This is a genomic window from Streptococcus sp. Marseille-P7375 (assembly GCF_902460365.1).
GTDB classification, from domain to species: Bacteria; Bacillota; Bacilli; order Lactobacillales; family Streptococcaceae; genus Streptococcus; species Streptococcus cristatus_I.
Genome location: NZ_CABPTR010000001.1, coordinates 259,062 through 284,689, shown reverse-complemented (window position 1 = coordinate 284,689; position 25,628 = coordinate 259,062). Strand labels below are relative to the sequence as shown.

The 25,628-nt window shown below is 38.1% G+C and carries 28 protein-coding genes and 1 pseudogene; 20 read left to right on the top strand and 9 right to left on the bottom strand.

The annotated features are described in order from the left end of the window. Positions 1-2: 2 nt before the first annotated feature. The 7 genes from FZ954_RS01525 to FZ954_RS01495 are packed head-to-tail and all read right to left on the bottom strand — an operon-like array spanning position 3 to position 6,512. The gene (locus FZ954_RS01525; RefSeq protein ID WP_125328474.1) at positions 3-2,360 is read right to left on the bottom strand and encodes a VirB4-like conjugal transfer ATPase, CD1110 family; all 2,358 of its coding nucleotides are present in this window, start codon (positions 2,358-2,360) and stop codon (positions 3-5) included. Next, entirely contained in the window at positions 2,311-2,670 is a 360-nt protein-coding gene (locus FZ954_RS01520) for a PrgI family protein (protein WP_001097584.1), read from the bottom strand. The genes FZ954_RS01525 and FZ954_RS01520 overlap by 50 nt, the downstream gene beginning before the upstream one ends. Before the next feature lie 53 nt (positions 2,671-2,723). Then, positions 2,724-3,578 (bottom strand): conjugal transfer protein TrbL, encoded by an 855-nt coding sequence (locus tag FZ954_RS01515; RefSeq protein ID WP_033585696.1) that lies wholly within the window; start codon positions 3,576-3,578, stop codon positions 2,724-2,726. Positions 3,579-3,594: 16 nt separating this feature from the next. Further along, a complete protein-coding gene (locus tag FZ954_RS01510) occupies positions 3,595-3,837 on the bottom strand; it encodes a hypothetical protein (protein WP_000627865.1) in 243 nt (80 codons plus the stop codon). Positions 3,838-3,857: 20 nt separating this feature from the next. Beyond that, complete coding sequence (locus FZ954_RS01505; protein WP_025170820.1) at positions 3,858-5,735, bottom strand: VirD4-like conjugal transfer protein, CD1115 family; 1,878 nt, start codon at positions 5,733-5,735, stop codon at positions 3,858-3,860. Beyond that, entirely contained in the window at positions 5,735-6,223 is a 489-nt protein-coding gene (locus FZ954_RS01500; RefSeq protein WP_000093687.1) for a hypothetical protein, read from the bottom strand. The genes FZ954_RS01505 and FZ954_RS01500 overlap by 1 nt, the downstream gene beginning before the upstream one ends. After that, positions 6,213-6,512, bottom strand: coding sequence for a hypothetical protein (locus tag FZ954_RS01495; protein ID WP_000869753.1), 300 nt, complete (start codon positions 6,510-6,512; stop codon positions 6,213-6,215). Before FZ954_RS01495 ends, FZ954_RS01500 begins: the two co-directional genes overlap by 11 nt. Before the next feature lie 672 nt (positions 6,513-7,184). On the opposite strand from FZ954_RS01495, the gene FZ954_RS01485 reads away from it, so the two are divergent. The 8 genes from FZ954_RS01485 to erm(B) all read left to right on the top strand — a co-directional run bounded on the left by FZ954_RS01485 (position 7,185) and on the right by erm(B) (position 11,864). Next, positions 7,185-7,499, top strand: coding sequence for a YdcP family protein (locus FZ954_RS01485; protein ID WP_000420682.1), 315 nt, complete (start codon positions 7,185-7,187; stop codon positions 7,497-7,499). Between the two features lie 15 nt (positions 7,500-7,514). Next, a complete protein-coding gene (locus FZ954_RS01480; RefSeq protein ID WP_148876440.1) occupies positions 7,515-7,901 on the top strand; it encodes a YdcP family protein in 387 nt (128 codons plus the stop codon). A gap of 28 nt (positions 7,902-7,929) precedes the next feature. Next, positions 7,930-9,315: an FtsK/SpoIIIE domain-containing protein gene (locus tag FZ954_RS01475; RefSeq protein ID WP_000813488.1), complete on the top strand. Its 1,386-nt coding sequence runs from the start codon at positions 7,930-7,932 to the stop codon at positions 9,313-9,315. Between the two features lie 2 nt (positions 9,316-9,317). Further along, positions 9,318-9,470 carry a hypothetical protein gene (locus FZ954_RS01470; protein WP_000879507.1) on the top strand — a complete coding sequence of 51 codons (153 nt, stop codon included), beginning with the start codon at positions 9,318-9,320 and terminating at the stop codon, positions 9,468-9,470. A gap of 22 nt (positions 9,471-9,492) precedes the next feature. Beyond that, on the top strand, positions 9,493-10,713 hold the full coding sequence (gene mobT, locus FZ954_RS01465) for a MobT family relaxase (protein WP_000398285.1): 1,221 nt from the start codon (positions 9,493-9,495) through the stop codon (positions 10,711-10,713). Continuing rightward, positions 10,703-10,870, top strand: coding sequence for an MLS leader peptide (locus FZ954_RS01460; RefSeq protein ID WP_000502600.1), 168 nt, complete (start codon positions 10,703-10,705; stop codon positions 10,868-10,870). Before mobT ends, FZ954_RS01460 begins: the two co-directional genes overlap by 11 nt. A gap of 48 nt (positions 10,871-10,918) precedes the next feature. Then, positions 10,919-11,002: a 23S rRNA methyltransferase attenuation leader peptide gene (locus FZ954_RS01455; RefSeq protein WP_001814874.1), complete on the top strand. Its 84-nt coding sequence runs from the start codon at positions 10,919-10,921 to the stop codon at positions 11,000-11,002. 124 nt (positions 11,003-11,126) lie between these two features. After that, positions 11,127-11,864, top strand: a complete 738-nt coding sequence (gene erm(B) / locus FZ954_RS01450; protein WP_001038795.1) for a 23S rRNA (adenine(2058)-N(6))-methyltransferase Erm(B) — start codon at positions 11,127-11,129, stop codon at positions 11,862-11,864. A gap of 256 nt (positions 11,865-12,120) precedes the next feature. Here the strand turns inward: erm(B) and FZ954_RS01440 are convergent, their stop codons facing one another. Next, positions 12,121-13,368 (bottom strand): ISL3 family transposase, encoded by a 1,248-nt coding sequence (locus FZ954_RS01440; RefSeq protein WP_000019067.1) that lies wholly within the window; start codon positions 13,366-13,368, stop codon positions 12,121-12,123. Between the two features lie 179 nt (positions 13,369-13,547). Here FZ954_RS01440 and FZ954_RS01435 point away from each other — a divergent pair, with 179 nt between their 5' ends. The 10 genes and pseudogenes from FZ954_RS01435 to FZ954_RS01390 all read left to right on the top strand — a co-directional run bounded on the left by FZ954_RS01435 (position 13,548) and on the right by FZ954_RS01390 (position 23,984). After that, positions 13,548-13,769, top strand: a complete 222-nt coding sequence (locus FZ954_RS01435; protein WP_001009056.1) for a hypothetical protein — start codon at positions 13,548-13,550, stop codon at positions 13,767-13,769. A 116-nt stretch (positions 13,770-13,885) separates the two neighbouring features. Further along, on the top strand, positions 13,886-14,383 hold the full coding sequence (locus FZ954_RS01430; RefSeq protein ID WP_000342539.1) for an antirestriction protein ArdA: 498 nt from the start codon (positions 13,886-13,888) through the stop codon (positions 14,381-14,383). Positions 14,384-14,471: 88 nt separating this feature from the next. Further along, positions 14,472-14,864 carry a conjugal transfer protein gene (locus tag FZ954_RS01425; RefSeq protein WP_000723888.1) on the top strand — a complete coding sequence of 131 codons (393 nt, stop codon included), beginning with the start codon at positions 14,472-14,474 and terminating at the stop codon, positions 14,862-14,864. After that, complete coding sequence (locus FZ954_RS01420; protein WP_000331160.1) at positions 14,848-17,295, top strand: ATP-binding protein; 2,448 nt, start codon at positions 14,848-14,850, stop codon at positions 17,293-17,295. The genes FZ954_RS01425 and FZ954_RS01420 overlap by 17 nt, the downstream gene beginning before the upstream one ends. Positions 17,296-17,297: 2 nt before the next feature. Further along, positions 17,298-19,475: a CD3337/EF1877 family mobilome membrane protein gene (locus tag FZ954_RS01415; protein WP_000804748.1), complete on the top strand. Its 2,178-nt coding sequence runs from the start codon at positions 17,298-17,300 to the stop codon at positions 19,473-19,475. Further along, a complete protein-coding gene (locus FZ954_RS01410) occupies positions 19,472-20,473 on the top strand; it encodes a lysozyme family protein (RefSeq protein ID WP_000769868.1) in 1,002 nt (333 codons plus the stop codon). Before FZ954_RS01415 ends, FZ954_RS01410 begins: the two co-directional genes overlap by 4 nt. After that, a complete protein-coding gene (locus tag FZ954_RS01405; RefSeq protein WP_001224318.1) occupies positions 20,470-21,402 on the top strand; it encodes a conjugal transfer protein in 933 nt (310 codons plus the stop codon). The genes FZ954_RS01410 and FZ954_RS01405 overlap by 4 nt, the downstream gene beginning before the upstream one ends. Positions 21,403-21,715: 313 nt before the next feature. Next, positions 21,716-21,763, top strand: a pseudogene (locus FZ954_RS12135) (hypothetical protein); the annotation flags it as partial. Between the two features lie 15 nt (positions 21,764-21,778). Further along, complete coding sequence (gene tet(M), locus FZ954_RS01395) at positions 21,779-23,698, top strand: tetracycline resistance ribosomal protection protein Tet(M) (protein ID WP_000691743.1); 1,920 nt, start codon at positions 21,779-21,781, stop codon at positions 23,696-23,698. 118 nt (positions 23,699-23,816) lie between these two features. Beyond that, on the top strand, positions 23,817-23,984 hold the full coding sequence (locus tag FZ954_RS01390; protein ID WP_000336323.1) for a cysteine-rich KTR domain-containing protein: 168 nt from the start codon (positions 23,817-23,819) through the stop codon (positions 23,982-23,984). A gap of 59 nt (positions 23,985-24,043) precedes the next feature. Here the strand turns inward: FZ954_RS01390 and FZ954_RS01385 are convergent, their stop codons facing one another. After that, positions 24,044-24,397 carry a helix-turn-helix transcriptional regulator gene (locus FZ954_RS01385; protein WP_001227347.1) on the bottom strand — a complete coding sequence of 118 codons (354 nt, stop codon included), beginning with the start codon at positions 24,395-24,397 and terminating at the stop codon, positions 24,044-24,046. A 503-nt stretch (positions 24,398-24,900) separates the two neighbouring features. Here FZ954_RS01385 and FZ954_RS01375 point away from each other — a divergent pair. Together FZ954_RS01375 and FZ954_RS01370 are read left to right on the top strand one after the other, a co-directional pair. Continuing rightward, entirely contained in the window at positions 24,901-25,323 is a 423-nt protein-coding gene (locus FZ954_RS01375) for a sigma-70 family RNA polymerase sigma factor (RefSeq protein ID WP_000804885.1), read from the top strand. Beyond that, the gene (locus FZ954_RS01370; RefSeq protein ID WP_000857133.1) at positions 25,320-25,550 is read left to right on the top strand and encodes a helix-turn-helix domain-containing protein; all 231 of its coding nucleotides are present in this window, start codon (positions 25,320-25,322) and stop codon (positions 25,548-25,550) included. Before FZ954_RS01375 ends, FZ954_RS01370 begins: the two co-directional genes overlap by 4 nt. The last annotated feature ends 78 nt before the right edge of the window (positions 25,551-25,628 follow it).

The following is a 25,628-nucleotide window of genomic DNA, read 5'->3' as shown; positions in this document are numbered from 1 at the left end:
CCTTAGTTAGAAGCCATTTTATCAGGATCCGTGCTCATGATATCAAACAATTGAGTACCTTGAGGAATCTTATTTTTAAAGGGTACGACAACTGAACCAGCTTTTATCAGTCCTGCCCCTTTTTCTGGATTGACAAGGTATTTTTCGAGTTCTTTTGACAAGCCTAAGAGTTGAACCAGCTCTTCCCGGTCATTTTTCGCTTGCTTGAGGAGAATCATAAATTCACTATTGGCAATAATCCGTCTACCATTTGGATCTAACAATAAGGTTTCTACATTTTGAGTTATTCCAGTCGGACTGGCTCCATATTTTCTGACACGACTCCACAATTTAAAGAAGAAATCACTGGCATATTTATCTAATAAGAGAAGCTGCATTTCATCAAAATAAATCCAGGTCTTCTTCCCTAATTTTTGGTTCCGAACAACACGATTCCATATCTGATCAAACACTACCATAAGGGCGATTTGTTTCAGCTCATCTCCTAACTTTTTAACATTATAAATCAAGAAATTAGATCCTGTCTGAATATTGGTCTTATGAGAAAAAATATCAAGAGAACCTTCGACATACAGTTCCATATCAAGTGCTAAATTCTGCGCTTCTTCTTCTGGTTGTTGGCTCAAGACAAAGACCCATTCTTCCAAAGAAGGCTCTTTAAATGACTGATAGGTGAGTCTGGTAACTCTGTCGATAATCGATTTTTCTCTTCCATCCATTTTTCTATCCAGTAGCTTGCCGATAAAGGATAAAAGAAATTCTGATTTCACCTTTACAGGATCTTCATCCATATTTTCCTCAGACAGGTCAAGTACATTAAGATAAGTCTGGGAGTCAGGCGCAATATCAATCATTTCTCCACCAAAAGCCCGTCCAATGACACTGTATTCTGCTTCTGGATCCACGATGATAATTTCTGTATTTTCACCAGATTCCTTGATTTTGGTCGTGATAATCTCATGCTTGGTTGCCATCCCTTTCCCAGCTCCAGATGTTCCTAAAATCAGACCAGACGGTGTATTTAATAGGCTGCGATCAATGGTAATAATATTACTTGATATTTGATTGATACCGTAATATTTCCCACTACGGTCTTGTAAGTCTACTGAAGTCCAAGGAGAATTAACTGCTACATTAGATGTTAATAAACTACGTGATACTCCCTCTAAAAAATCACAACCAAATGGCAGCAAGCTATTAAAGGCTGCTTCTTGCATATATGGAAGTTTATCAATCATTAGGTCATTTGAGCCGGCCACTTGTTGGATAGTGTCTAGGGCTTGTTTGAGTTCTTCTTCATCCTGACCAAAGACCCCAATCAAGAAGACCGTTTGAAATAGTTTATCTCCTGTCTCGGTCATGGTTTTTAAGAGTTCCTCAGCTTCATCGATATTGCTTTCTAATACATGACCTACTTTTTCCAAATAGATACCTGTACGAGCTAGTTTTTGTTGTTCCCCAATCTTTTGGGATTCCATTAAGGTTTTCTTTGTTCGTAGTTTCTTCATGGCATCTGCCTTGGTCGAACTTTGAGCATGAAGGCTTACAATCAATTCCAGATCTCCTTGCATGAGGTCTCGGATAAACTGATCCCCTAATTCCATACCGTAGTCTCTCACATAGACAATCTGTAATAAGCGGTCATTGATTTGTAGGTAATTCTTGTTTTTAAAATCCAAGAGATTAGGTGCTATGAAGTGACGAGTTGTCTGGCCAGATCTCGTTAAATCACGATAAGAAAAAGGAAGATGGTGTTCTCCTCTAAGCATATCTGCCAACAAGTTCACCCGTTCTTCTCCAGTCAAGGATCCAAATCGAGCATCAATTTCTGAGAAACCACTCTTGAAATATTCGCCTATTTGAGACAAGGAACGATAGGCTTGTTTGGGATTAGAATCCTTTCTACCAAAACTAATCAGTTTCACAGCCGAAAAGTTATTTTCACCACTATCTAAATTTTGATTCATCATCCGATTCAATTCTTTACGATAGCTATCGTACCCATCTTCTTTTTCCTCATACAAAACACTGTGTCTGAATTTTTCTAAATTCAATCTTTTATTAAAAATGGTCAATTGGAAGTTGGTTTGGTCATCTAAAGAGTTAATCAAATCAGAATACTTCTCAATGATTGCGCTCTTATCTTCTAAACCAACGGTCTGGTAATTGACATCACCAAGTAAATAGCTTTGTGAAAAATATTCTTCTTTTACCTGCATCAGACCATTTTGATACAAGGCTTGATAGGAAAGAGTATTAGCCGTTGATGGTAACACTTCCTCTTTTTTATCTTTAACTTCTTCCTTTTTATTAGTCGTTGAAGTTTTTTGTTTCTTTAATGTATTTAATTTTCTTTTCATGTTCAAGTCCTTTCTTTCCTGTAATTGTGCGTAGGGGAACCGTTAGTTCAAAATGAAGACGGTATTTCAAATAATGTTCAAAATATAAATCATTGGGTTTATAGACTCCAAAAAGCAAGAGGGGGATGGTAAAAGCAAACACAAAACCGTAAACAAACCAATCTCCAAATTGCCAGAAAAAGAGATTCAAGCCCAAAACAATAATTGTGACAATAAAGGCTGGTATAACAAAGATGATTTGTCTTGTGGTGAAACCTAACCAAGCCCTGTGTTGGTATTTTGAGATGTCTTTAAAGACACGTGTATTCATGACTTTCCTTTCTAAAAAGGCTAAGAAGCAACCACTTCCTAGCCTTTATCTAATTACATACCTAAGATTGAGCGAGCCGTACGTTGAGAACCAACGAGGGCAATAATCAGTAAGATAGCTTGTACCAAACTACCAAACATAATCGCAAGTGATTGCAGGACTCCTGCACCATTTGAAACAGCTATTTTACCAGCAGATTCAAACAAAGGAACAAGAGAAACAATCAGAAAAATAAGAACCCCTTGTACCGCATAGACCATAATATTTTTTAAATAGCCTATACCAATAGACTTCCATTCATCACTTAAAAATGTTGGAATCGTAAGAGGGGCAAATGGGATCATAAGGTAGAGTTGAATAAATCGAATAGATACCAAAAGATTAACCATGGCTGCACTTACTATCCGAACAAGCCAAATGAGGAGGGCGAAAAAGCCCACAATCATCCGGCCAATAAATCCTGACCCTTTTAATCCAGAGATGGTATCATACTTTGACCCACCGTGAGCCACAATGGAAGCCACTTGTTCAATGGCGTGACTCGCAATCCCGATGATAGCTTCTACAATAACGGTAGTGTTGGTAATTACAACTGCGACCATAATATAACTAATCAACATCGGTGCTAATGCTTCAAAGGTCATCGCTCCTCCTGAGTTAGCAATTTTCTTTGCCATCTTCGAAAATTCTAAGATGAGAACAACTGATAAAATCGCAACTCCAAGGGGCTGCATGACACTTTTAGTAATACTAGACATATAAGTCCAAACTGTTGGATTGTAGCTAGATAGTGATTTAATCAGATCTACCGTAGATTGTAAATCCACATTAAATCCTTCAAATAAATTTTCAGCTGATATTTTTTCAGATGCAAGGTAAACAAAGGGTGAGACTAAACTAAGATTCATGTCATTGTTTATCCTCCTAAATTGAAATCTGGGTTACAAAGGCTCCAGCAGCCCCGACCATAACACCACCGACAATTTCAAGAATGGCATTCCGAACACCTGGTCCACCGTCTTTAATGTTGGTTGCAAGATTGACAATCCCAACAACAACGAGAAAGGCACCAACCGCAATCAATCCCTTCTGTAACAAAGACATAGCTTGTGCAAACATAGCACTTGCGTCTACTCCATAAACAAAACCTTTAAAATGCGTAATCATCTATTTCCTCTTTTCTATTTTTATTTTAAACTAGATTCAAAAGTTAAATCACGAATTCTAAGGCCTTCAAGATGATTTTCCTGACTTTGATTCAAAGGATTGATCTGATAGTTCCACCACCGTTCATCGTTTTCTTGATTGGCAAGGTACTTCCAGTTTGGATGCTTAGTTGAATTGTACTTTTTGCTTTTAAAGACAGGCATATTGGCAATTCGAACTAAGCATTCATGCCGTTTCATATTTCCGACTTCATCAGGTGTCATTAAATCACGAGCAATCTTTTGATGAGAAAGGGATCCTGAACCTGTTTGGCCAAAGGAACGACTAGTATTTCGAACATCAATGGTTTGTTTACCGAGTAACCCACTCATAAATTTAAAAGTATCTTCATCATTACCACCTAAGTAGACTAAGCTATCACAGTTCCCAAGAATAGTTTTCCAAGCTTCTTTTTCTTTATAGAGTCCTTGAAGTTGAGCAATATTTTGCAGAATAGGAACGAGACTCATATTCCGAGAACGGACTGTTGAGGTTTGTTCAGCAAAATCTGGGATTTCTCCGATATTTGCGAATTCATCTAAGTAGACTCTCACATGAAGAGGTAATTGCCCCTTAAAATCAATATCTGCTTGTCTTGTTAGAGTTTGAAATACTGTTGAAAAAAAGAGGGCTGAAAGAAAGCGAAAGGTACTATCGTTATCTGGGATAACTAAGTAAACCATTGATTTTTCCTTGCCCCATGTCTTCATATCAAGGGTATCTCTTTTGGTCAAATCCATGACACTTTGAATATTGAAGAGGGCAAATTTAGCAGTGGTTACAGCTATAACAGAATCCAGAGTCTTATCCTTATAATTTTGAAAATCTGCCCAATTTCGCATGGTAAAATTTTCAGTTCCATACTTTTTAGCATAATTTTCAAATAGAATTTCTAAGACACTTTTTTCTTGGTTTTCACCCTTGGATAAGTGTTTAATGAGTTTTGAGATTTCAGCAAAACTTGGATAACGCCCTCGTTTTTTTCGCTCTTCCACTTCTTTTTTTTGACGTTTCAACAAGTTTTGGTATTCCTTTTGACTTAAACGACTTTCTTCTATGAGCTGTTCTCTTGTTTTAGGTGGGTTATAGAAATCGACCAAGTAAGAGGCTAAAGCTCGTACCAAAGTCATAGAAGCTTCATCCCAAAATGGATCACTACGGGAGCCAGAGCCTTTGGTGTTATTGAAATAAACCGTCAGCATGCGATTCAAATCATTTTCTGTCTCTATATAGCGAAAAGGATTGAAGCCATCTGAGTTCTTCATATTGACTAAATCTAACACCTTTACTTGGTAGCCATGTTCTAAAAAGAGTTTGCCTGTTTTTTCGGCCAAGTGATCTTTTGGATCAACTACAATATTAGAACTATTCATCTGAATAAGATTGGGTTTCACAAAGCGAAATGTCTTCCCACTTCCTGAACCTCCAATCACCGCAATATTCTTATTCCTATCATATTGGGCTGGTTTTTTATCTAATAATGTCAGACGAACATCTTGTGCTAAGATCGTATCATGAGAAAATTCCTTACCGTAAAAGAGCTTCTTTTCTTTTAGAGTTCCAAAACGGGCGCTCCCGTATTCTACCCCTTCTCGGTATTGTTTTTTTCCAGTCTCTAAATAGAGATAAACCAGCAGCATCATCACAAAGCCTAGTAGAAAAAAAGCACTTGATTTTCCAGTAAAAGAAATATTCCATGGCGACTGAAGAACTTCATCTTGACCCTCCATCAGAAGATGAGTCCATTTATTTAAGCTATTTCCAGTATAGGAATCATACAAAAGCGTCAAACGATGAAAAAGATAGCCTAGTAAGATGCCTAACAGTGAGAATAGTAGGAATTTCTTTCCACTGTACATCATCTCACCATCTCTTTCTGTTTGACGGCCCCTTCTTGTCTAAAGGTAATTTGGGATTTCGCCTCATCAATTGCATCGTCTAATGACTTATCCATAGTAAAATCAGCTAATTTCTCCGGATCATTAACCATTTTTTCTAGCAGATGGTCTAAATGATTGTCTAGAATCGAACGGTCTTTCGTATAGAAATGTAGAGAATCCCCTTGCCAAGCGATGGCTAAAGGAATCTCTTCTTTTTCTAAAAAAGCTTTAAATTTCTCTATATCAATTGGTTTGTCTAAAAAATCTTTTTTCAGATTAATCGTGTCAATCGAATAAGGAGATTGTAGCAATTCTTCTAATTTCTGCACCCCTATCTTATAGGCGGAATCCTGTGCTAAAGCCTGACGTCTAGACCATTCTAGAATCTTTAAGAGACTTCTTACAGTAAATAAAAGACTACGCTCTGCATATTGAACTGCCATTCGTTCCTGTTGTTCAGAGGACATCTGAGGCCTCCTTCTTCACAAATAGCAGCTTTCCTTCTTTATAACGATAAGCTATCAATTTCTGACGTTGCTTAATCGACTTGACAACCTGCAGTAGATCTCTCGAATAAGGTTCTCGAAGAGTAACTTCTACTGCTTTTCCATCAAAGATACCAACACGTTTAAATTCAATGTAGTCTTTTTTGAGATGTCCTAAGCCCATACCAAAAGGAAAGTGATGAATCAATTGGATGGTACAACCACCTTTATTTCCCATTTGTTTCAAATCATACAAGTTTACTACCTTCATGATTAACTCCTTTATCTAGTTTGTCGCATCGTTTAAGTCTGGTAACGATAAACTCCGTGTCTGTTAGAAAATTCTCACACACGTCTTGTGCCAGTTGCCCTTCACAGGGAAATACTCTCAGTCCCTACTTACACAGGCACGCTAATCAAGACGGAGTGAATTCAATTTTCAAAGAACAGGTAGCTTTATTATAGATAAGAGTAGTTGAAATTTTTATCACATTTTTTATTTTCCTGTAGAGCTAAATTCATACTAAACAAAGATTTTGAAATAAAAGACTAACATTGTTACATAACGTTAGCATTTCATTTCCCTAAAATAAGCTAATTTTTATATAAAAATAGCATAAAAATCTAGTTATCCGCATAAAAACTGGACTTATCACACTTTATCAAGGTCAAAACCACTCAATTTACTACTAATTTACTACTTATGAATGAGCTTTGATACGACGATTTATCCTTGAAAAGTGAAGATATAAAGATACTTCCAATAAAATTTGAATATTTAATAGGTAGACACTTCAAAAAATGAGGTGTCTATTTTTTTACCCGATTTTGAAAGGAAGTGAACTTATGAAAACAAAAAATCAAGAATCAAAAGGTCGTTCCCCACTCTTTAAGACCATCAAACATTCATTCAGCCAATAAAAAAGAAAGGATAGGTAAAAATATGGAACTTAAATTTGTGATTCCCAACATGGAAAAAACATTCGGCAATTTAGAATTTGCTGGCGAGGATAAAGTCGTTCAGCGAAGAATCAACGGACGGCTAACTGTCTTATCAAGAAGCTATAATCTCTATTCTGATGTTCAAAGAGCAGATGATATTGTGGTGGTGCTTCCTGCTGAAGCTGGCGAAAAACATTTCGGCTTTGAGGAACGTGTGAAGTTAGTCAATCCACGTATTACCGCAGAGGGCTACAAAATCGGCACTCGTGGTTTTACAAATTACCTTTTACATGCTGACGACATGATAAAAGAATAAAGAAAGAGAGGAAAAATGATGAGATTAGCAAATGGCATTGTATTAGATAAAGACACGACTTTTGGAGAATTGAAATTCTCTGCTCTACGTCGTGAAGTGAGAATCCAAAATGAAGACGGGTCGGTTTCAGATGAAATCAAGGAACGTACCTATGACTTAAAATCCAAAGGACAAGGACGCATGATTCAAGTAAGTATTCCTGCCAGCTTGCCTTTGAAAGAGTTTGATTATAACGCACGGGTGGAACTTATCAATCCCATTGCGGACACCGTTGCTACTGCCACCTATCAAGGAGCAGATGTTGACTGGTATATCAAGGCAGACGATATTGTGCTGACAAAGGATTCTAGTTCATTCAAAGCTCAACCACAAGCAAAGAAAGAACCGACACAAGACAAATAGTCGCTAGGTAGAAAGGAGACTTTTTCGCATGAAACAGCGTGGTAAAAGGATTCGCCCATCTGGTAAAGATTTAGTCTTTCATTTTACGATAGCGTCACTCCTGCCTGTTTTCCTGCTGGTTGTCGGACTGTTTCATGTGAAGACAATCCAGCAGATCAACTGGCAGGATTTTAACCTATCACAAGCAGATAAGATTGACATTCCCTATTTAATTATCAGTTTCAGTGTCGCAATTCTTATCTGCTTGCTGGTAGCGTTTGTATTCAAACGGGTTCGCTATGATACGGTTAAACAACTTTACCACCGTCAAAAACTGGCAAAGATGATACTTGAAAACAAGTGGTATGAATCTGAACAGGTCAAAACAGAGGGTTTCTTTAAAGATAGTGCTGGTCGTACAAAGGAAAAGATAACCTACTTCCCTAAAATGTATTATCGACTTAAAAATGGCTTGATACAGATACGGGTGGAAATCACGCTGGGAAAATATCAAGACCAACTCTTACACTTGGAAAAGAAATTAGAGAGTGGCTTGTACTGTGAGCTGACGGATAAAGAGTTAAAGGATTCCTATGTGGAATATACTTTGCTCTATGACACCATAGCCAGTCGTATTTCTATTGATGAAGTAGAAGCTAAAGATGGTAAACTTCGCTTAATGAAAAACGTATGGTGGGAATATGATAAGCTCCCTCATATGTTGATTGCTGGTGGTACAGGTGGCGGTAAAACTTACTTTATACTGACACTGATTGAAGCCTTGCTTCATACAGATTCAAAACTGTATATTCTTGACCCGAAAAATGCTGACCTTGCGGACTTAGGTTCTGTGATGGCAAATGTCTACTATAGAAAAGAAGACTTGCTTTCTTGCATTGAAACATTCTATGAAGAAATGATGAAACGTAGTGAGGAAATGAAGCAGATGAAGAACTATAAGACTGGCAAAAATTATGCTTACTTAGGTCTCCCGGCACACTTCTTAATCTTTGATGAATACGTCGCTTTCATGGAAATGCTGGGAACAAAAGAAAACACCGCAGTTATGAATAAGCTGAAACAGATTGTCATGTTAGGTCGTCAAGCTGGCTTCTTTCTAATACTGGCTTGTCAACGTCCAGACGCAAAATATTTAGGCGACGGAATCCGTGATCAGTTTAATTTCAGAGTGGCTTTAGGTCGTATGTCTGAAATGGGCTATGGCATGATGTTTGGCAGTGACGTACAAAAGGATTTCTTCTTAAAGCGAATCAAAGGTCGTGGCTATGTTGATGTAGGAACAAGTGTCATATCAGAGTTTTATACTCCCCTTGTACCAAAAGGATATGATTTCTTGGAGGAAATTAAAAAGTTATCCAACAGCAGACAGTCCACGCAGGCGACGTGCGAAGCGGAAGTCGCAGGTGTGGACTGATCTTGCTGGCTGGTGTGGCAATAGCCACGCCAGCACTTAACCCCCCGTATCTAACAGGGGGGTACAAATCGACAGGAAACAGTCAAAAAAACATTAGAAAATCCTTTGGTTACAAGGGATTTACAAAATTTCAGCGTATGTCAAATGGGCTTTAAAAGTTGACATACGCCTTTTTGATTGGAGGGATTTTTACTGAATGAACAAACTTGGTTACAGCATTTAAAAGAAAAACGCTTGGCTTATGGACTATCTCAAAACCGTTTAGCTGTTGCGACTGGTATTACAAGGCAGTATCTAAGCGATATTGAAACAGGAAAAGTCAAGCCATCAGAGGATTTACAGCAGTCCCTTTGGGAAGCTCTGGAACGCTTCAATCCCGACGCTCCCCTTGAAATGCTGTTTGATTATGTAAGGATTCGCTTTCCGACAACAGACGTACAGCAGGTGGTCGAAAACATCTTACAACTGAAACTGTCCTATTTTCTTCATGAGGACTATGGTTTCTATTCTTATTCAGAGCATTATGCTTTAGGCGACATATTCGTCCTTTGCTCCCATGAACTGGACAAAGGAGTTCTGGTGGAATTGAAAGGTCGTGGGTGCAGACAATTTGAAAGCTATCTTCTGGCACAACAAAGAAGCTGGTATGAGTTCTTTATGGACGTTTTGGTGGCTGGCGGTGTGATGAAACGCCTTGACCTTGCCATTAACGATAAGACAGGGATTTTGAATATCCCTGTACTCACTGAAAAGTGCCAACAGGAAGAATGTATCTCCGTCTTCCGCAGTTTTAAAAGCTATCGCAGTGGCGAACTGGTACGCAAAGAGGAAAAGGAATGTATGGGAAACACCCTCTATATCGGTTCATTACAAAGTGAAGTTTATTTCTGTATCTATGAAAAGGACTACGAGCAGTACAAGAAAAATGATATTCCCATTGAAGACGCAGAAGTAAAAAACCGTTTTGAGATTCGATTGAAAAATGAGCGTGCCTATTATGCAGTCCGTGATTTACTCGTCTATGACAATCCAGAGCATACCGCCTTTAAAATTATCAATCGGTATATCCGTTTTGTAGATAAAGACGATTCCAAACCTCGTTCTGATTGGAAACTGAATGAAGAATGGGCTTGGTTTATTGGGAACAATCGTGAACGATTAAAACTAACCACAAAACCAGAGCCTTACTCCTTCCAAAGGACGCTGAACTGGCTATCTCATCAAGTTGCCCCGACCTTAAAGGTTGCGATTAAACTTGATGAAATCAACCAGACGCAGGTTGTAAAAGACATTCTCGACCATGCGAAACTGACAGACCGACACAAGCAGATTTTGAAGCAACAGTCAGTAAAAGAACAGGACGTGATAACAACAAAAAAAGGATATAATGGGAGATAAGACGGTTCGTGTTCGTGCTGACTTGCACCATATCATAAAAATCGAAACAGCAAAGAATGGCGGAAACGTAAAAGAAGTTATGGAAATAAGACTTAGAAGCAAACTTAAGAGTGTGTTGATAGTGCATTATCTTAAAATTTTGTATAATAGGAATTGAAGTTAAATTAGATGCTAAAAATTTGTAATTAAGAAGGAGGGATTCGTCATGTTGGTATTCCAAATGCGTAATGTAGATAAAACATCTACTGTTTTGAAACAGACTAAAAACAGTGATTACGCAGATAAATAAATACGTTAGATTAATTCCTACCAGTGACTAATCTTATGACTTTTTAAACAGATAACTAAAATTACAAACAAATCGTTTAACTTCTGTATTTGTTTATAGATGTAATCACTTCAGGAGAGATTACATGAACAAAAATATAAAATATTCTCAAAACTTTTTAACGAGTGAAAAAGTACTCAACCAAATAATAAAACAATTGAATTTAAAAGAAACCGATACCGTTTACGAAATTGGAACAGGTAAAGGGCATTTAACGACGAAACTGGCTAAAATAAGTAAACAGGTAACGTCTATTGAATTAGACAGTCATCTATTCAACTTATCGTCAGAAAAATTAAAACTGAATACTCGTGTCACTTTAATTCACCAAGATATTCTACAGTTTCAATTCCCTAACAAACAGAGGTATAAAATTGTTGGGAATATTCCTTACCATTTAAGCACACAAATTATTAAAAAAGTGGTTTTTGAAAGCCGTGCGTCTGACATCTATCTGATTGTTGAAGAAGGATTCTACAAGCGTACCTTGGATATTCACCGAACACTAGGGTTGCTCTTGCACACTCAAGTCTCGATTCAGCAATTGCTTAAGCTGCCAGCGGAATGCTTTCATCCTAAACCAAAAGTAAACAGTGTCTTAATAAAACTTACCCGCCATACCACAGATGTTCCAGATAAATATTGGAAGCTATATACGTACTTTGTTTCAAAATGGGTCAATCGAGAATATCGTCAACTGTTTACTAAAAATCAGTTTCATCAAGCAATGAAACACGCCAAAGTAAACAATTTAAGTACCATTACTTATGAGCAAGTATTGTCTATTTTTAATAGTTATCTATTATTTAACGGGAGGAAATAATTCTATGAGTCGCTTTTTTAAATTTGGAAAGTTACACGTTACTAAAGGGAATGGAGATAAATTATTAGATATACTACTGACAGCTTCCAAGAAGCTAAAGAGGTCCCTAGCGCCTACGGGGAATTTGTATCGATAAGGGGTACAAATTCCCACTAAGCGCTCGGGACCCCTTGTAGGAAAATGTCCTAAGTGGGATATCTGTCAACTGGTATGGTTGACTAAAAATACTTCCTACGAAAATGTAGGGGGTATTTTTTTACGAAAAAATACAATCGATTCTTAAAAAGAAAAATTTTTGATTGGCAAAACCATAACAAGTTCGTTTTAGGGTTTTGATTTTGCGATTGATGCCTTCTAAAGGACCATTAGAGTATTCAAATTTAGCGCTATTTAAGACATATTTTCTGTTTTGACGAAGGGTTTGAATAGCAGTATCCATTTCTGTATTGGTTTTTTGGTAGTCTAAGATGGTTGACTCTAGTAATTCACTATTGCGCTCGTTTAGGGCTTTCGTGATATCTTGGTAAGTTTGGTATACTTCAGCGAACTTGGAAAATTTACTAGTAATGAGATCAACAGCATTTTGGCGAGTCATATATTGTTTAACGCCGCGAAGAAAAACTACTTCTTCAGGGTGAAGATCTTCAGCTTTTTTATGGAATAGCTTCCAATGTGACTTCATAATTTTATATTCTTGGCTCTGTTTATCAAGTTGCTTTAGGATAGAGATACGACAATTGTCCAAAGCGCGACCAGCTAATTGTACAAGGTGGAAGCGATCAATAATGATATTGGCATTAGGGAAAAGGCGATAGATAAAACTTTGATATTGAGCATTTAAATCAATTACAACTGATTGAACGCATTCGCGTTCGGCTTTTGAATAACGACTTTCAAAATAATCAACAATGGTAGGTGATAGACGATCCTGTAACTTTGTGACAATTTGGTGGGTTTCAGCGTCACAACAGATAAAGGACATCACAGACTTAATTGAACGAAACTCGTCAAAACATAGATGCTTAGGCAACTTAGCCACACGATAGTGTGGTTCCATGCGCTCTAAGATTGTTCGACGAACACTGCTAGGAGAGCAGTGACACATTTCAGCAATAAGCTGACCAGATAAGCCTTTACGAGCTAAAAGCATGATTTGATTTTTGAGATCACTGGATAAGGTTTGATTTTCTTTGGTTAAATTAGTAATAGCACCAAAAGTAGTATGGCATGATTTACATTTATAGCGTTGTTTACGAAGCTCTAGTTCATATCTTCTCCCATTTAAACTTGCCAGTCGTACATGAGTTTTGCGAAAGCCATCCTTATTAACTGTGGGAAAGCCACAGTTACGACAACGATTAATCGGATAAGAAAGAGTAGCTGTTATTAGCGTTATATACTCTTTAACAGAATCGTTGTTGTGTTCAGCTTCTTCAACAGAAATAATTTTAATATTTTTATCTTTAATTCCAAGAATATTTAGGATAGAATCATTATGGGACATTTGTTTAACCTTCTTTCATGATTTTTGTGGTGAATTGATTGTATAACGAGGGGACAGCAAATGTCCTCTTTTTTGTATAAAAAAATCTGGCATGGAATCTCTATCCATACCAGAAAGTGTATACCCCAAAAAAATAACTCAAATACAAATTCATTGAATATAGAGAGGAGAACATTTTTATGAATTTTGGACAAAACCTTTATAACTGGTTTCTATCAAACGCTCAATCACTGGTGCTTTTAGCAATCGTTGTGATTGGCTTGTATCTTGGCTTCAAGCGTGAGTTTAGCAAACTGATTGGCTTTTTAATTATTGCGATTATTGCGGTTGGCTTAGTCTTCAACGCTGCTGGAGTAAAAGACATTTTACTAGAGCTATTCAATCGCATTATTGGTGCTTAAATAAAACCGTTCTTTTGTGGAATATAAGTGGTTTTCTTATGTTCCGCAAAGGAATGGTACACCAAACGAAGTGCGGTAGGGATTTTTGAATCTCTACAAAGAAAGGACGTGAATATATGGACGATATGCAAGTCTATATTGCGAATTTAGGCAAATACAATGAGGGCGAATTGGTCGGTGCGTGGTTTACCTTTCCCATTGACTTTGAGGAAGTCAAAGAGAAAATCGGCTTGAATGATGAATATGAGGAATACGCCATTCATGACTACGAGTTACCCTTTACGGTTGACGAATACACTTCCATTGGCGAACTCAATCGACTATGGGAAATGGTATCGGAATTACCCGAAGAATTACAATCGGAGCTATCTGCTCTGCTCACTCATTTTTCAAGCATTGAAGAACTAAGCGAACATCAAGAGGATATTATCATTCATTCCGATTGTGATGATATGTATGACGTGGCACGCTACTACATTGAAGAAACGGGTGCTTTAGGCGAAGTACCAGCTAGTCTTCAAAACTATATTGATTATCAAGCCTATGGTCGGGATTTAGACCTTTCAGGAACGTTTATCTCAACCAATCATGGGATTTTTGAAATCGTCTATTAAATCTGTCGGTACATTACTACTGGCAGATTTTCTATTTTACGGGGTGGCTCAATCAGCTACCCCTATTTTTTATGAAAGGATTGATTACATGAAGAAAATACGAAGCTATACCAGTATCTGGTCTGTGGAAAAGGTACTGTATTCTATCAATGATTTTAGACTTCCGTTTCCCATAACCTTTACGCAAATGACATGGTTTGTCGTGTCACTCTTTGCAGTGATGATACTTGGCAACTTGCCCCCTCTTTCCATGATAGAGGGAGCATTTCTCAAATACTTTGGGATTCCTGTGGCTTTCACATGGTTTATGTCTACAAAAACTTTTGATGGTAAAAAGCCTTATGGATTTTTGAAGTCTGTCATTGCTTATGCACTGCGACCAAAGCTGACCTATGCAGGAAAAAAAGTAACGCTTGGCAGAAACCAGCCACAAGAAGCCATTACAGCAGTTAGGAGTGAATTTTATGGCATATCCAATTAAATACATTGAAAACAATCTCGTCTGGAATAAAGACGGGGAATGTTATGCTTACTATGAGCTTGTTCCTTACAATTACTCATTTCTAAGTCCAGAACAGAAAATACAAGTGCATGATTCTTTCAGACAGCTTATCGCACAAAATCGTGATGGCAAAATTCATGCTTTACAAATCAGTACAGAATCCAGCATACGTTCTGCACAAGAGCGTTCCAAAAATGAAGTCACTGGCAAGCTCAAAGCGGTTGCCTATGACAAAATCGACCAACAGACAGACGCTTTAATATCCATGATTGGCGAAAATCAAGTGAACTACCGTTTCTTTATCGGCTTTAAGTTGCTTCTCAACGATCAGGAGTTTTCTATGAAAAGTCTTACCGTTGAAGCAAAAAATGCTTTGTCTGATTTTGTCTATGATGTGAACCATAAGCTGATGGGCGATTTTGTTAGTATGAGTAATGATGAAATCCTGCGTTTTCAGAAGATGGAAAAGCTCTTAGAAAATAAAATCTCTCGTCGTTTCAAAATCCGCAGGTTAGATAAGGACGACTTCGGCTATCTGATTGAACACCTTTACGGACAGACAGGCACTGCCTATGAAGAGTATGAGTACCATCTATCAAAGAAAAAGCTGGATAATGAAACGCTGATTAAATACTATGACTTGATTAAGCCTACTCGCTGTTTGGTGGAAGAAAAACAGCGATATTTGAAAATCCAGCAGGAAGATGAAACCGTCTATGTAGCTTACTTTACCATTAACAGCATTGTCGGAGAACTGGACTTCCCGTCCTCTGAAATCTTCTACTACCAGCAACAGCAATTTACATTCCCGATTGATACGTCAATGAATGTGGAAATTGTAGCGAATCGTAAAGCCCTATCTACTGTCCGCAATAAAAAGAAAGAACTGAAAGACTTGGATAACCACGCTTGGCAAAGTGATAATGAAACCAGCTCCAATGTGGCGGAAGCTCTGGAAAGTGTGAATGAGCTGGAAACCAATTTAGACCAAAGCAAGGAATCTATGTACAAGCTGTCTTATGTGGTAAGGGTATCAGCAAATGATCTTGACGAACTCAAACGTCGTTGTAATGAAGTGAAAGATTTTTATGACGATTTAAGCGTAAAACTGGTACGACCATTTGGGGATATGCTCGGCTTACATGAAGAATTTTTACCTGCCAGCAAGCGTTATATGAATGATTATATTCAATACGTGACCTCTGATTTCCTCGCTGGTTTAGGTTTTGGTGCTACTCAAATGCTGGGGGAAAATGAGGGGATTTATGTTGGCTACAGCTTAGATACTGGACGCAATGTCTATCTGAAACCTGCTCTTGCCAGTCAAGGGGTTAAGGGTTCAGTAACCAATGCGTTAGCGTCGGCTTTTGTTGGTTCGCTGGGTGGTGGTAAATCCTTTGCGAATAACCTTATCGTCTATTATGCGGTGCTTTATGGGGCACAAGCAGTGATTGTAGACCCAAAAGCAGAACGTGGCAGATGGAAAGAAACCTTGCCAGAGATTTCCCATGAAATCAATATCGTCACTCTGACTTCTGATGAGAAAAACAAAGGCTTACTTGACCCTTATGTGATTATGAAAAATCCCAAAGATTCTGAATCACTGGCTATTGATATTCTGACATTCCTTACGGGGATTTCCTCTCGTGATGGGGAACGCTTCCCAATCCTTAGAAAAGCCATTCGTGCAGTAACCAATAGTGAAGTACGAGGGTTGATGAAAGTGATTGAGGAATTACGGGTTGAGAATACGCCACTAAGTACCAGTATAGCCGACCATATCGAAAGTTTTACAGACTATGACTTTGCACATTTATTATTCAGTAATGGTTATGTGGAGCAGTCTATCAGCTTAGAAAAACAACTGAACATTATACAGGTTGCGGACTTGGTACTTCCCGACAAGGAAACTTCCTTTGAGGAATATACCACTATGGAGCTTTTATCCGTTGCTATGCTGATTGTCATTAGTACCTTTGCTTTAGACTTTATCCATACAGACCGAAGCATTTTCAAGATTGTAGATTTAGACGAAGCATGGAGCTTTTTACAGGTAGCACAAGGAAAAACACTATCTATGAAGCTGGTTCGGGCTGGTCGTGCTATGAACGCTGGGGTATATTTCGTGACCCAAAATACAGACGACCTCTTAGATGAAAAACTGAAAAATAATCTCGGCTTAAAATTTGCATTTCGTTCCACTGACCTTAACGAGATTAAAAAGACCTTAGCCTTTTTTGGTGTAGACCCAGAGGACGAAAACAATCAGAAGCGATTGCGTGATTTGGAAAACGGGCAATGCCTTATCAGTGATTTATATGGTCGTGTCGGTGTGATACAGTTCCACCCTGTATTTGAAGAACTGCTCCATGCCTTTGATACCAGACCACCTGTGCGAAAAGAGGTGTAAATGTGAAACCATCAATAGTAAACAGAATAAAATCAAACTGGACGCTGAAACGTCTAGGTAAAGTGGCAATGACAGTGGCTTTCACACTTGTGATTGCCATTTTTCTTTTAGCCATGCTGGGAACGGTGGTTCAAGCTGCGGGCTTGGTAGATGATACGGTCAATGTGGCAAATGAATACAGCCGATACCCACTTGAAAACTATCAACTGGATTTTTATGTGGATAATAGCTGGGGCTGGCTTCCGTGGAACTGGTCGGACGGGATTGGAAAACAGGTCATGTATGGACTATATGCCATTACCAATTTTATTTGGACAATCAGTTTGTATGTTTCCAATGCGACAGGTTACTTAGTACAGGAAGCCTATTCCTTAGACTTCATTTCCGCTACAGCAGATTCCATTGGTAAGAATATGCAGACCTTAGCTGGTGTGAGTGCAAACGGATTTTCAACAGAGGGTTTCTATGTTGGATTCCTCTTACTCTTGATTTTGGTTCTTGGGGTTTATGTTGCCTATACGGGACTGATAAAGAGAGAAACCACAAAGGCAATTCATGCCATTATGAATTTTGTGCTGGTGTTTATCCTATCGGCTTCCTTTATTGCCTACGCTCCCGACTACATTAAAAAAATCAATGACTTTTCATCAGACATCAGTAATGCCAGTTTATCACTTGGCACGAAGATTGTCATGCCCCATTCCGATAGTCAAGGCAAGGACAGCGTGGACTTAATCAGAGATAGCCTGTTTTCCATACAGGTTCAGCAACCGTGGCTACTGCTTCAATACAACAGTTCAGACATTGAAAGTATCGGTATTGACCGTGTGGAAAGCCTGCTCTCCACCAGCCCAGATTCCAACAATGGCGAAGACAGAGAAAAAATTGTTGCGGAAGAAATTGAAGACAGAAGCAATACCAATCTAACCATTACAAAGACCATTAACCGTTTAGGTACAGTCTTCTTCCTATTTGTCTTCAATATTGGGATTTCCATATTTGTATTCCTATTAACAGGAATCATGATTTTCTCGCAGGTACTTTTTATCATCTATGCTATGTTTCTGCCTGTGAGCTTTATTTTAAGCATGATTCCATCATTTGATGGTATGTCAAAACGAGCCATAACAAAGCTCTTTAATACCATTTTGACACGAGCTGGAATCACATTGATTATTACGACAGCATTTAGTATTTCAACCATGCTCTATACCTTATCGGCTGGTTATCCGTTCTTTTTGATTGCTTTTCTACAGATTGTGACCTTTGCAGGAATCTACTTCAAGCTGGGCGATTTAATGAGTATGTTTTCTCTACAGAGTAACGATTCTCAAAGTGTGGGAAGTCGTGTGATGAGAAAACCTCGTATGCTTATGCACGCTCACATGCACCGTCTACAGCGGAAACTTGGACGTTCCATGACTACTCTAGGGGCTGGGTCTGCCATTGTTACAGGTAAAAAAGGACAGTCGGGTTCGGGGAGTTCTGCAAGGACACAAGCAGATCACTCCCGACCAGACGGAAAGGAAAAATCAACACTTGGAAAACGTATCGGTCAAACCATCGGTACAGTAGCTGATACCAAAGACAGAATGGTAGACACTGCTAGTGGTTTGAAAGAACAGGTTAAAGATTTGCCGACCAATGCAAGATATGCAGTATATCAAGGAAAATCCAAAGTAAAAGAGAATGTCCGTGATTTAACCAGTAGTATTTCTCAAACCAAAGCGGACAGAGCCAGTGGACGCAAGGAACAGCAGGAACAAAGGCGAAAAACCATTGCGAAGCGTCGCTCTGAAATGGAACAGGTCAAACAGAAAAAACAGCCTGCTTCTTCTGTTCATGAAAGACCGACTACAAGACAAGAACAATATCATGATGAACAGACCTCAAAACAGTCTAATATTCAGACTTCATATAAGGAATCTCAACAAGCCAAACAAGAGCGTCCAGCAGTTAAGTCCGATTTTTCAAGTCCAAAAGTGGAACGCCAAGGCAATACCGTTCAAGAAAAAACCGTTCAAAAGCCAGCAACTTCAACCACTACAGCAGATAGAACTTCACAACGTCCAATCACAAAAGAACGTCCGTCTACTGTTCAAAGAGTACCACTACAAAATACAAGAAGTAGACCACCAATCAAAACCGCCACCATTAAGAAAGTCGGTAAGAAACCATGAAGTTGAAAACTTTAGTGATTGGTGGTTCTGGATTATTCTTGATGGTCTTCTCACTGCTTCTGTTTGTTGCCATTTTATTTTCAGATGAACAGGACAGCGGAATTTCCAATATTCATTATGGAGGTGTGAATGTTTCCGCAGAAGTGCTGGCTCATAAGCCTATGGTAGAAAAATATGCCAAAGAATATGGCGTTGAAGAATATGTCAACATACTTCTTGCGATTATACAGGTGGAATCGGGCGGTACTGCGGAAGATGTTATGCAGTCCTCGGAATCCCTCGGTCTTCCACCTAATTCATTGAGTACAGAAGAATCCATTAAGCAAGGTGTGAAGTATTTCAGTGAATTATTAGCCAGTAGCGAAAGGCTCAGTGTAGATTTAGAATCGGTTATCCAGTCCTACAATTATGGTGGTGGTTTCTTAGGGTATGTGGCTAATCGTGGAAATAAATATACCTTTGAACTGGCTCAAAGTTTCTCAAAAGAGTATTCAGGTGGCGAAAAAGTGTCTTACCCCAATCCCATAGCCATACCTATCAATGGGGGCTGGCGATACAACTATGGCAATATGTTTTATGTGCAACTGGTAACGCAGTATCTTGTCACAACAGAGTTTGATGATGATACGGTACAAGCCATCATGGACGAAGCACTGAAATATGAGGGCTGGCGATACGTTTACGGTGGAGCTTCCCCGACTACTTCTTTTGATTGTAGCGGACTGACACAATGGACGTATGGAAAAGCTGGAATTAACTTACCACGAACCGCACAACAGCAATATGATGTGACCCAGCATATCCCACTATCGGAAGCACAAGCTGGCGATTTGGTTTTCTTTCATTCTACCTATAACGCTGGCTCTTATATTACTCATGTTGGGATATACCTTGGCAATAACCGTATGTTTCATGCAGGCGACCCAATCGGTTATGCCGACTTAACAAGCCCCTACTGGCAACAGCATTTAGTGGGAGCAGGACGAATCAAACAATGAGAAAGGAAGATTTAATGATGAAATTTAGAAAAAATCAGAATAAAGAAAAACAGATACCAAAGGAAAAGAAACCTCGTGTCTATAAGGTCAATCCTCATAAAAAGGTTGTGATTGCCTTGTGGGTACTTTTAGGGCTTAGTTTCAGCTTTGCGATATTCAAGCACTTTACAGCTATAGATACTCATACTATTCACGAAACAACTATCATAGAAAAGGAATACGTTGATACTCATCATGTAGAAAATTTTGTAGAGAACTTTGCGAAAGTCTACTATTCATGGGAGCAATCCGATAAGTCCATTGATAATCGAATGGAAAGTCTAAAAGGCTATCTGACAGATGAACTTCAAGCTCTCAATGTTGATACAGTACGCAAAGATATTCCTGTATCGTCTTCTGTAAGAGGATTTCAGATATGGACGGTAGAGCCAACTGGCGACAATGAGTTTAATGTAACCTACAGTGTAGACCAGCTCATTACAGAGGGAGAAAATACAAAGACCGTCCACTCTGCTTATATAGTGAGTGTCTATGTAGATGGTTCTGGAAATATGGTACTGGTTAAGAATCCGACCATTACCAACATACCTAAGAAATCAAGTTATAAACCAAAAGCCATTGAAAGTGAGGGGACGGTTGATTCCATTACAACCAATGAAATCAATGAGTTTTTAACGACGTTCTTCAAGCTCTATCCTACAGCGACAGCCAGTGAACTTTCCTACTATGTGAATGACGGGATATTAAAACCAATCGGAAAAGAGTACATCTTTCAAGAACTGGTAAATCCTATTCACAATCGTAAGGATAATCAAGTCACGGTATCGCTGACAGTGGAGTATATCGACCAGCAGACCAAAGCAACGCAGGTATCTCAATTTGATTTGGTACTTGAAAAGAACGGGAGTAATTGGAAGATTATAGAATAACAAATATTGGTACATTATTACAGCTATTTTGTAATCACGTACTCTCTTTGATAAAAAATTGGAGATTCCTTTACAAATATGCTCTTATGTGCTATTATTTAAGTATCTATTTAAAAGGAGTTAATAAATATGCGGCAAGGTATTCTTAAATAAACTGTCAATTTGATAGTGGGAACAAATAATTGGATGTCCTTTTTTAGGAGGGCTTAGTTTTTTGTACCCAGTTTAAGAATACCTTTATCATGTGATTCTAAAGTATCCGGAGAATATCTGTATGCTTTGTATGCCTATGGTTATGCATAAAAATCCCAGTGATAAAAGTATTTATCACTGGGATTTTTATGCCCTTTTGGGTTTTTGAATGGAGGAAAATCACATGAAAATTATTAATATTGGAGTTTTAGCTCATGTTGATGCAGGAAAAACTACCTTAACAGAAAGCTTATTATATAACAGTGGAGCGATTACAGAATTAGGAAGCGTGGACAAAGGTACAACGAGGACGGATAATACGCTTTTAGAACGTCAGAGAGGAATTACAATTCAGACAGGAATAACCTCTTTTCAGTGGGAAAATACGAAGGTGAACATCATAGACACGCCAGGACATATGGATTTCTTAGCAGAAGTATATCGTTCATTATCAGTTTTAGATGGGGCAATTCTACTGATTTCTGCAAAAGATGGCGTACAAGCACAAACTCGTATATTATTTCATGCACTTAGGAAAATGGGGATTCCCACAATCTTTTTTATCAATAAGATTGACCAAAATGGAATTGATTTATCAACGGTTTATCAGGATATTAAAGAGAAACTTTCTGCCGAAATTGTAATCAAACAGAAGGTAGAACTGTATCCTAATATGTGTGTGACGAACTTTACCGAATCTGAACAATGGGATACGGTAATAGAGGGAAACGATGACCTTTTAGAGAAATATATGTCCGGTAAATCATTAGAAGCATTGGAACTCGAACAAGAGGAAAGCATAAGATTTCAGAATTGTTCTCTGTTCCCTGTTTATCACGGAAGTGCAAAAAACAATATAGGGATTGATAACCTTATAGAAGTGATTACGAATAAATTTTATTCATCAACACATCGAGGTCAGTCTGAACTTTGCGGAAAAGTTTTCAAAATTGAGTATTCGGAAAAAAGACAGCGTCTTGCATATATACGTCTTTATAGTGGCGTACTGCATTTGCGAGATTCGGTTAGAATATCGGAAAAGGAAAAAATAAAAATTACAGAAATGTATACTTCAATAAATGGTGAATTATGTAAAATCGATAAGGCTTATTCCGGGGAAATTGTTATTTTGCAGAATGAGTTTTTGAAGTTAAATAGTGTTCTTGGAGATACAAAGCTATTGCCACAGAGAGAGAGAATTGAAAATCCCCTCCCTCTGCTGCAAACGACTGTTGAACCGAGCAAACCTCAACAAAGGGAAATGTTACTTGATGCACTTTTAGAAATCTCCGACAGTGACCCGCTTCTGCGATATTATGTGGATTCTGCGACACATGAAATCATACTTTCTTTCTTAGGGAAAGTACAAATGGAAGTGACTTGTGCTCTGCTGCAAGAAAAGTATCATGTGGAGATAGAAATAAAAGAGCCTACAGTCATTTATATGGAAAGACCGTTAAAAAAAGCAGAGTATACCATTCACATCGAAGTTCCACCGAATCCTTTCTGGGCTTCCATTGGTCTATCTGTAGCACAGCTTCCATTAGGGAGCGGAGTACAGTATGAGAGCTCGGTTTCTCTTGGATACTTAAATCAATCGTTTCAAAATGCAGTTATGGAGGGGATACGCTATGGCTGTGAACAAGGATTGTATGGTTGGAATGTGACGGACTGTAAAATCTGTTTTAAGTATGGCTTATACTATAGCCCTGTTAGTACCCCAGCAGATTTTCGGATGCTTGCTCCTATTGTATTGGAACAAGTCTTAAAAAAAGCTGGAACAGAATTGTTAGAGCCATATCTTAGTTTTAAAATTTATGCGCCACAGGAATATCTTTCACGAGCATACAACGATGCTCCTAAATATTGTGCGAACATCGTAGACACTCAATTGAAAAATAATGAGGTCATTCTTAGTGGAGAAATCCCTGCTCGGTGTATTCAAGAATATCGTAGTGATTTAACTTTCTTTACAAATGGACGTAGTGTTTGTTTAACAGAGTTAAAAGGGTACCATGTTACTACCGGTGAACCTGTTTGCCAGCCCCGTCGTCCAAATAGTCGGATAGATAAAGTACGATATATGTTCAATAAAATAACTTAGTGTATTTTATGTTGTTATATAAATATGGTTTCTTGTTAAATAAGATGAAATATTTTTTAATAAAGATTTGAATTAAAGTGTAAAGGAGGAGATAGTTATTATAAACTACAAGTGGATATTGTGTCCTGTATGTGGAAATAAAACACGATTAAAGATAAGGGAAGATACTGAATTAAAAAAATTCCCCCTCTATTGTCCGAAATGCAGACAAGAAAATTTAATTGAAATAAAGCAGTTCAAAGTAACTGTGATTACAGAGCCAGACGCAAAGACGCAGAGCCGATAAAATGAGATTAATACAATCTCATTTTATCGGCTCTTTCCGTTATGTATGGATTCTTTTAATTAGTCTTCGATGTTTCTTGCTTCGTTGATACCGCTGGCTAAAGATTCCATTAAGGATAGTTCTTTGTCTGTAAAGCTATCCATGTATTTCTCTATCTGTAATCGTCGGGTGCTTTTTACCAAGTTATTAGCAGGTAAGAAAAATTCATCAACGGAAACATGAAGTAACGATACAAGGTCATAAAGAACTTGTATGCTGGGGTGTTGCCCTTTATTTTCAATATTAGTTAAGTACCGTGGGTCAATTTCAATCAATGCTCCCACTTGTTCACGAGTTAAACCTCGTTTCAATCGAGCTTCTTTAATGGCTAAACCAAAGGCTCTAAAATCATATTTATCTTCTTTTTTACGCATAGTAGACCACCTCTATACATTTTATTGTTCCTACTGAATTAAAAACAGGTATAGAAAAACGTGTTATATGGTTTATAGGTTTATATTTAATAAAAAGCACTACTAAACGCCAATAAAAAAACCGTTATATGGTAGTGCTATTTACGCTGTTAAAATATTGTATATTACTTCCAAATGGCGGTTTGTTGGAGGTCAACGTCGCCATGAAGTACATCATATACAATAAATTTCCTTACATTGGGTTCTTGTCAAAAAAAGTCGTCTATCTGCAATAGATAAGTACGTCCACCAATGTGGTTTTATAAATCATATAGATAGAATAACAGAAGCATGTAAACAGAGAAATAAATCTGTTTATATGCTTTTTTGGCTATTCAGAACTTTTTTACAAAGTTTATTTATCAGTAATGCAACAAATCCCCCTTTCACATTGGGACTAAGAGTGAAAGGAGATAAACGAGCAAGGCTCACTTCCTTTCCTAGACAGAAAGGGGGTGAGAAACATGAAACCATCTTCTTTTCAGACCACAATAGAAAATCAGTTTGACTATATCTGTAAACGTGCTATGGAAGACGAGCGAAAGAATTATATGCTTTATCTTTCAAGGATTGCAAAGCGTGAGGTGTCCTTTTCGGATGTTGGCGATTATCTTGTTAGCCAGTTTGCGACAACAGATAACTATTCAACTGACTTTCAGATTTTTACACTCAATGGGTTATCAGTAGGCGTTGAAAATGATTTGTTGAGTGAAGCATTACGTGAGTTGCCAGACAAGAAACGTGAAATTCTACTGCTGTTTTACTTTATGGACATGAGCGATTCAGAAATTGCAGACCTGTTGAAATTGAACCGTTCTACTGTCTATCGGCATAGAACCAGTGGACTAGCCTTAATTAAAAAGTTTATGGAGGAATTTGAAGAATGAAAACACAATATCCTATGATTCCCTTTCCTCTCATTGTAAAGGCAACAGATGGCGATACCGAAGCGATTAACCAGATTCTACATCATTACAGAGGGTACATAACGAAGCGTTCCCTACGACTTATGAAAGATGAATATGGCAATCAAAGTATGGTCGTTGATGAAGTCTTACGTGGAAGAATGGAAACCAGACTGATTACAAAGATTTTGTCATTTGAAATTAAGTAATATCCTCTCTCCTTTCGTGGAAGCGTGCTAAACCATTCCACGCTTCCCGAACAGGGAGGTTTGTTATTCCACCAAAGC

What these genes read in the sequence shown, in the direction of transcription:
- FZ954_RS01525 (WP_125328474.1), bottom strand. Translation starts at nt 2,360, where the DNA reads ATGAAAAGAAAATTAAATACATTAAAGAAACAAAAAACTTCAACGACT.
- FZ954_RS01520 (WP_001097584.1), bottom strand. Translation starts at nt 2,670, where the DNA reads ATGAATACACGTGTCTTTAAAGACATCTCAAAATACCAACACAGGGCT.
- FZ954_RS01515 (WP_033585696.1), bottom strand. Translation starts at nt 3,578, where the DNA reads ATGAATCTTAGTTTAGTCTCACCCTTTGTTTACCTTGCATCTGAAAAA.
- FZ954_RS01510 (WP_000627865.1), bottom strand. Translation starts at nt 3,837, where the DNA reads ATGATTACGCATTTTAAAGGTTTTGTTTATGGAGTAGACGCAAGTGCT.
- FZ954_RS01505 (WP_025170820.1), bottom strand. Translation starts at nt 5,735, where the DNA reads ATGTACAGTGGAAAGAAATTCCTACTATTCTCACTGTTAGGCATCTTA.
- FZ954_RS01500 (WP_000093687.1), bottom strand. Translation starts at nt 6,223, where the DNA reads ATGTCCTCTGAACAACAGGAACGAATGGCAGTTCAATATGCAGAGCGT.
- FZ954_RS01495 (WP_000869753.1), bottom strand. Translation starts at nt 6,512, where the DNA reads ATGAAGGTAGTAAACTTGTATGATTTGAAACAAATGGGAAATAAAGGT.
- FZ954_RS01485 (WP_000420682.1), top strand. Translation starts at nt 7,185, where the DNA reads ATGGAACTTAAATTTGTGATTCCCAACATGGAAAAAACATTCGGCAAT.
- FZ954_RS01480 (WP_148876440.1), top strand. Translation starts at nt 7,515, where the DNA reads ATGATGAGATTAGCAAATGGCATTGTATTAGATAAAGACACGACTTTT.
- FZ954_RS01475 (WP_000813488.1), top strand. Translation starts at nt 7,930, where the DNA reads ATGAAACAGCGTGGTAAAAGGATTCGCCCATCTGGTAAAGATTTAGTC.
- FZ954_RS01460 (WP_000502600.1), top strand. Translation starts at nt 10,703, where the DNA reads ATGGGAGATAAGACGGTTCGTGTTCGTGCTGACTTGCACCATATCATA.
- FZ954_RS01455 (WP_001814874.1), top strand. Translation starts at nt 10,919, where the DNA reads ATGTTGGTATTCCAAATGCGTAATGTAGATAAAACATCTACTGTTTTG.
- FZ954_RS01440 (WP_000019067.1), bottom strand. Translation starts at nt 13,368, where the DNA reads ATGTCCCATAATGATTCTATCCTAAATATTCTTGGAATTAAAGATAAA.
- FZ954_RS01435 (WP_001009056.1), top strand. Translation starts at nt 13,548, where the DNA reads ATGAATTTTGGACAAAACCTTTATAACTGGTTTCTATCAAACGCTCAA.
- FZ954_RS01430 (WP_000342539.1), top strand. Translation starts at nt 13,886, where the DNA reads ATGGACGATATGCAAGTCTATATTGCGAATTTAGGCAAATACAATGAG.
- FZ954_RS01425 (WP_000723888.1), top strand. Translation starts at nt 14,472, where the DNA reads ATGAAGAAAATACGAAGCTATACCAGTATCTGGTCTGTGGAAAAGGTA.
- FZ954_RS01420 (WP_000331160.1), top strand. Translation starts at nt 14,848, where the DNA reads ATGGCATATCCAATTAAATACATTGAAAACAATCTCGTCTGGAATAAA.
- FZ954_RS01410 (WP_000769868.1), top strand. Translation starts at nt 19,472, where the DNA reads ATGAAGTTGAAAACTTTAGTGATTGGTGGTTCTGGATTATTCTTGATG.
- FZ954_RS01405 (WP_001224318.1), top strand. Translation starts at nt 20,470, where the DNA reads ATGAGAAAGGAAGATTTAATGATGAAATTTAGAAAAAATCAGAATAAA.
- FZ954_RS01385 (WP_001227347.1), bottom strand. Translation starts at nt 24,397, where the DNA reads ATGCGTAAAAAAGAAGATAAATATGATTTTAGAGCCTTTGGTTTAGCC.
- FZ954_RS01375 (WP_000804885.1), top strand. Translation starts at nt 24,901, where the DNA reads ATGAAACCATCTTCTTTTCAGACCACAATAGAAAATCAGTTTGACTAT.
- FZ954_RS01370 (WP_000857133.1), top strand. Translation starts at nt 25,320, where the DNA reads ATGAAAACACAATATCCTATGATTCCCTTTCCTCTCATTGTAAAGGCA.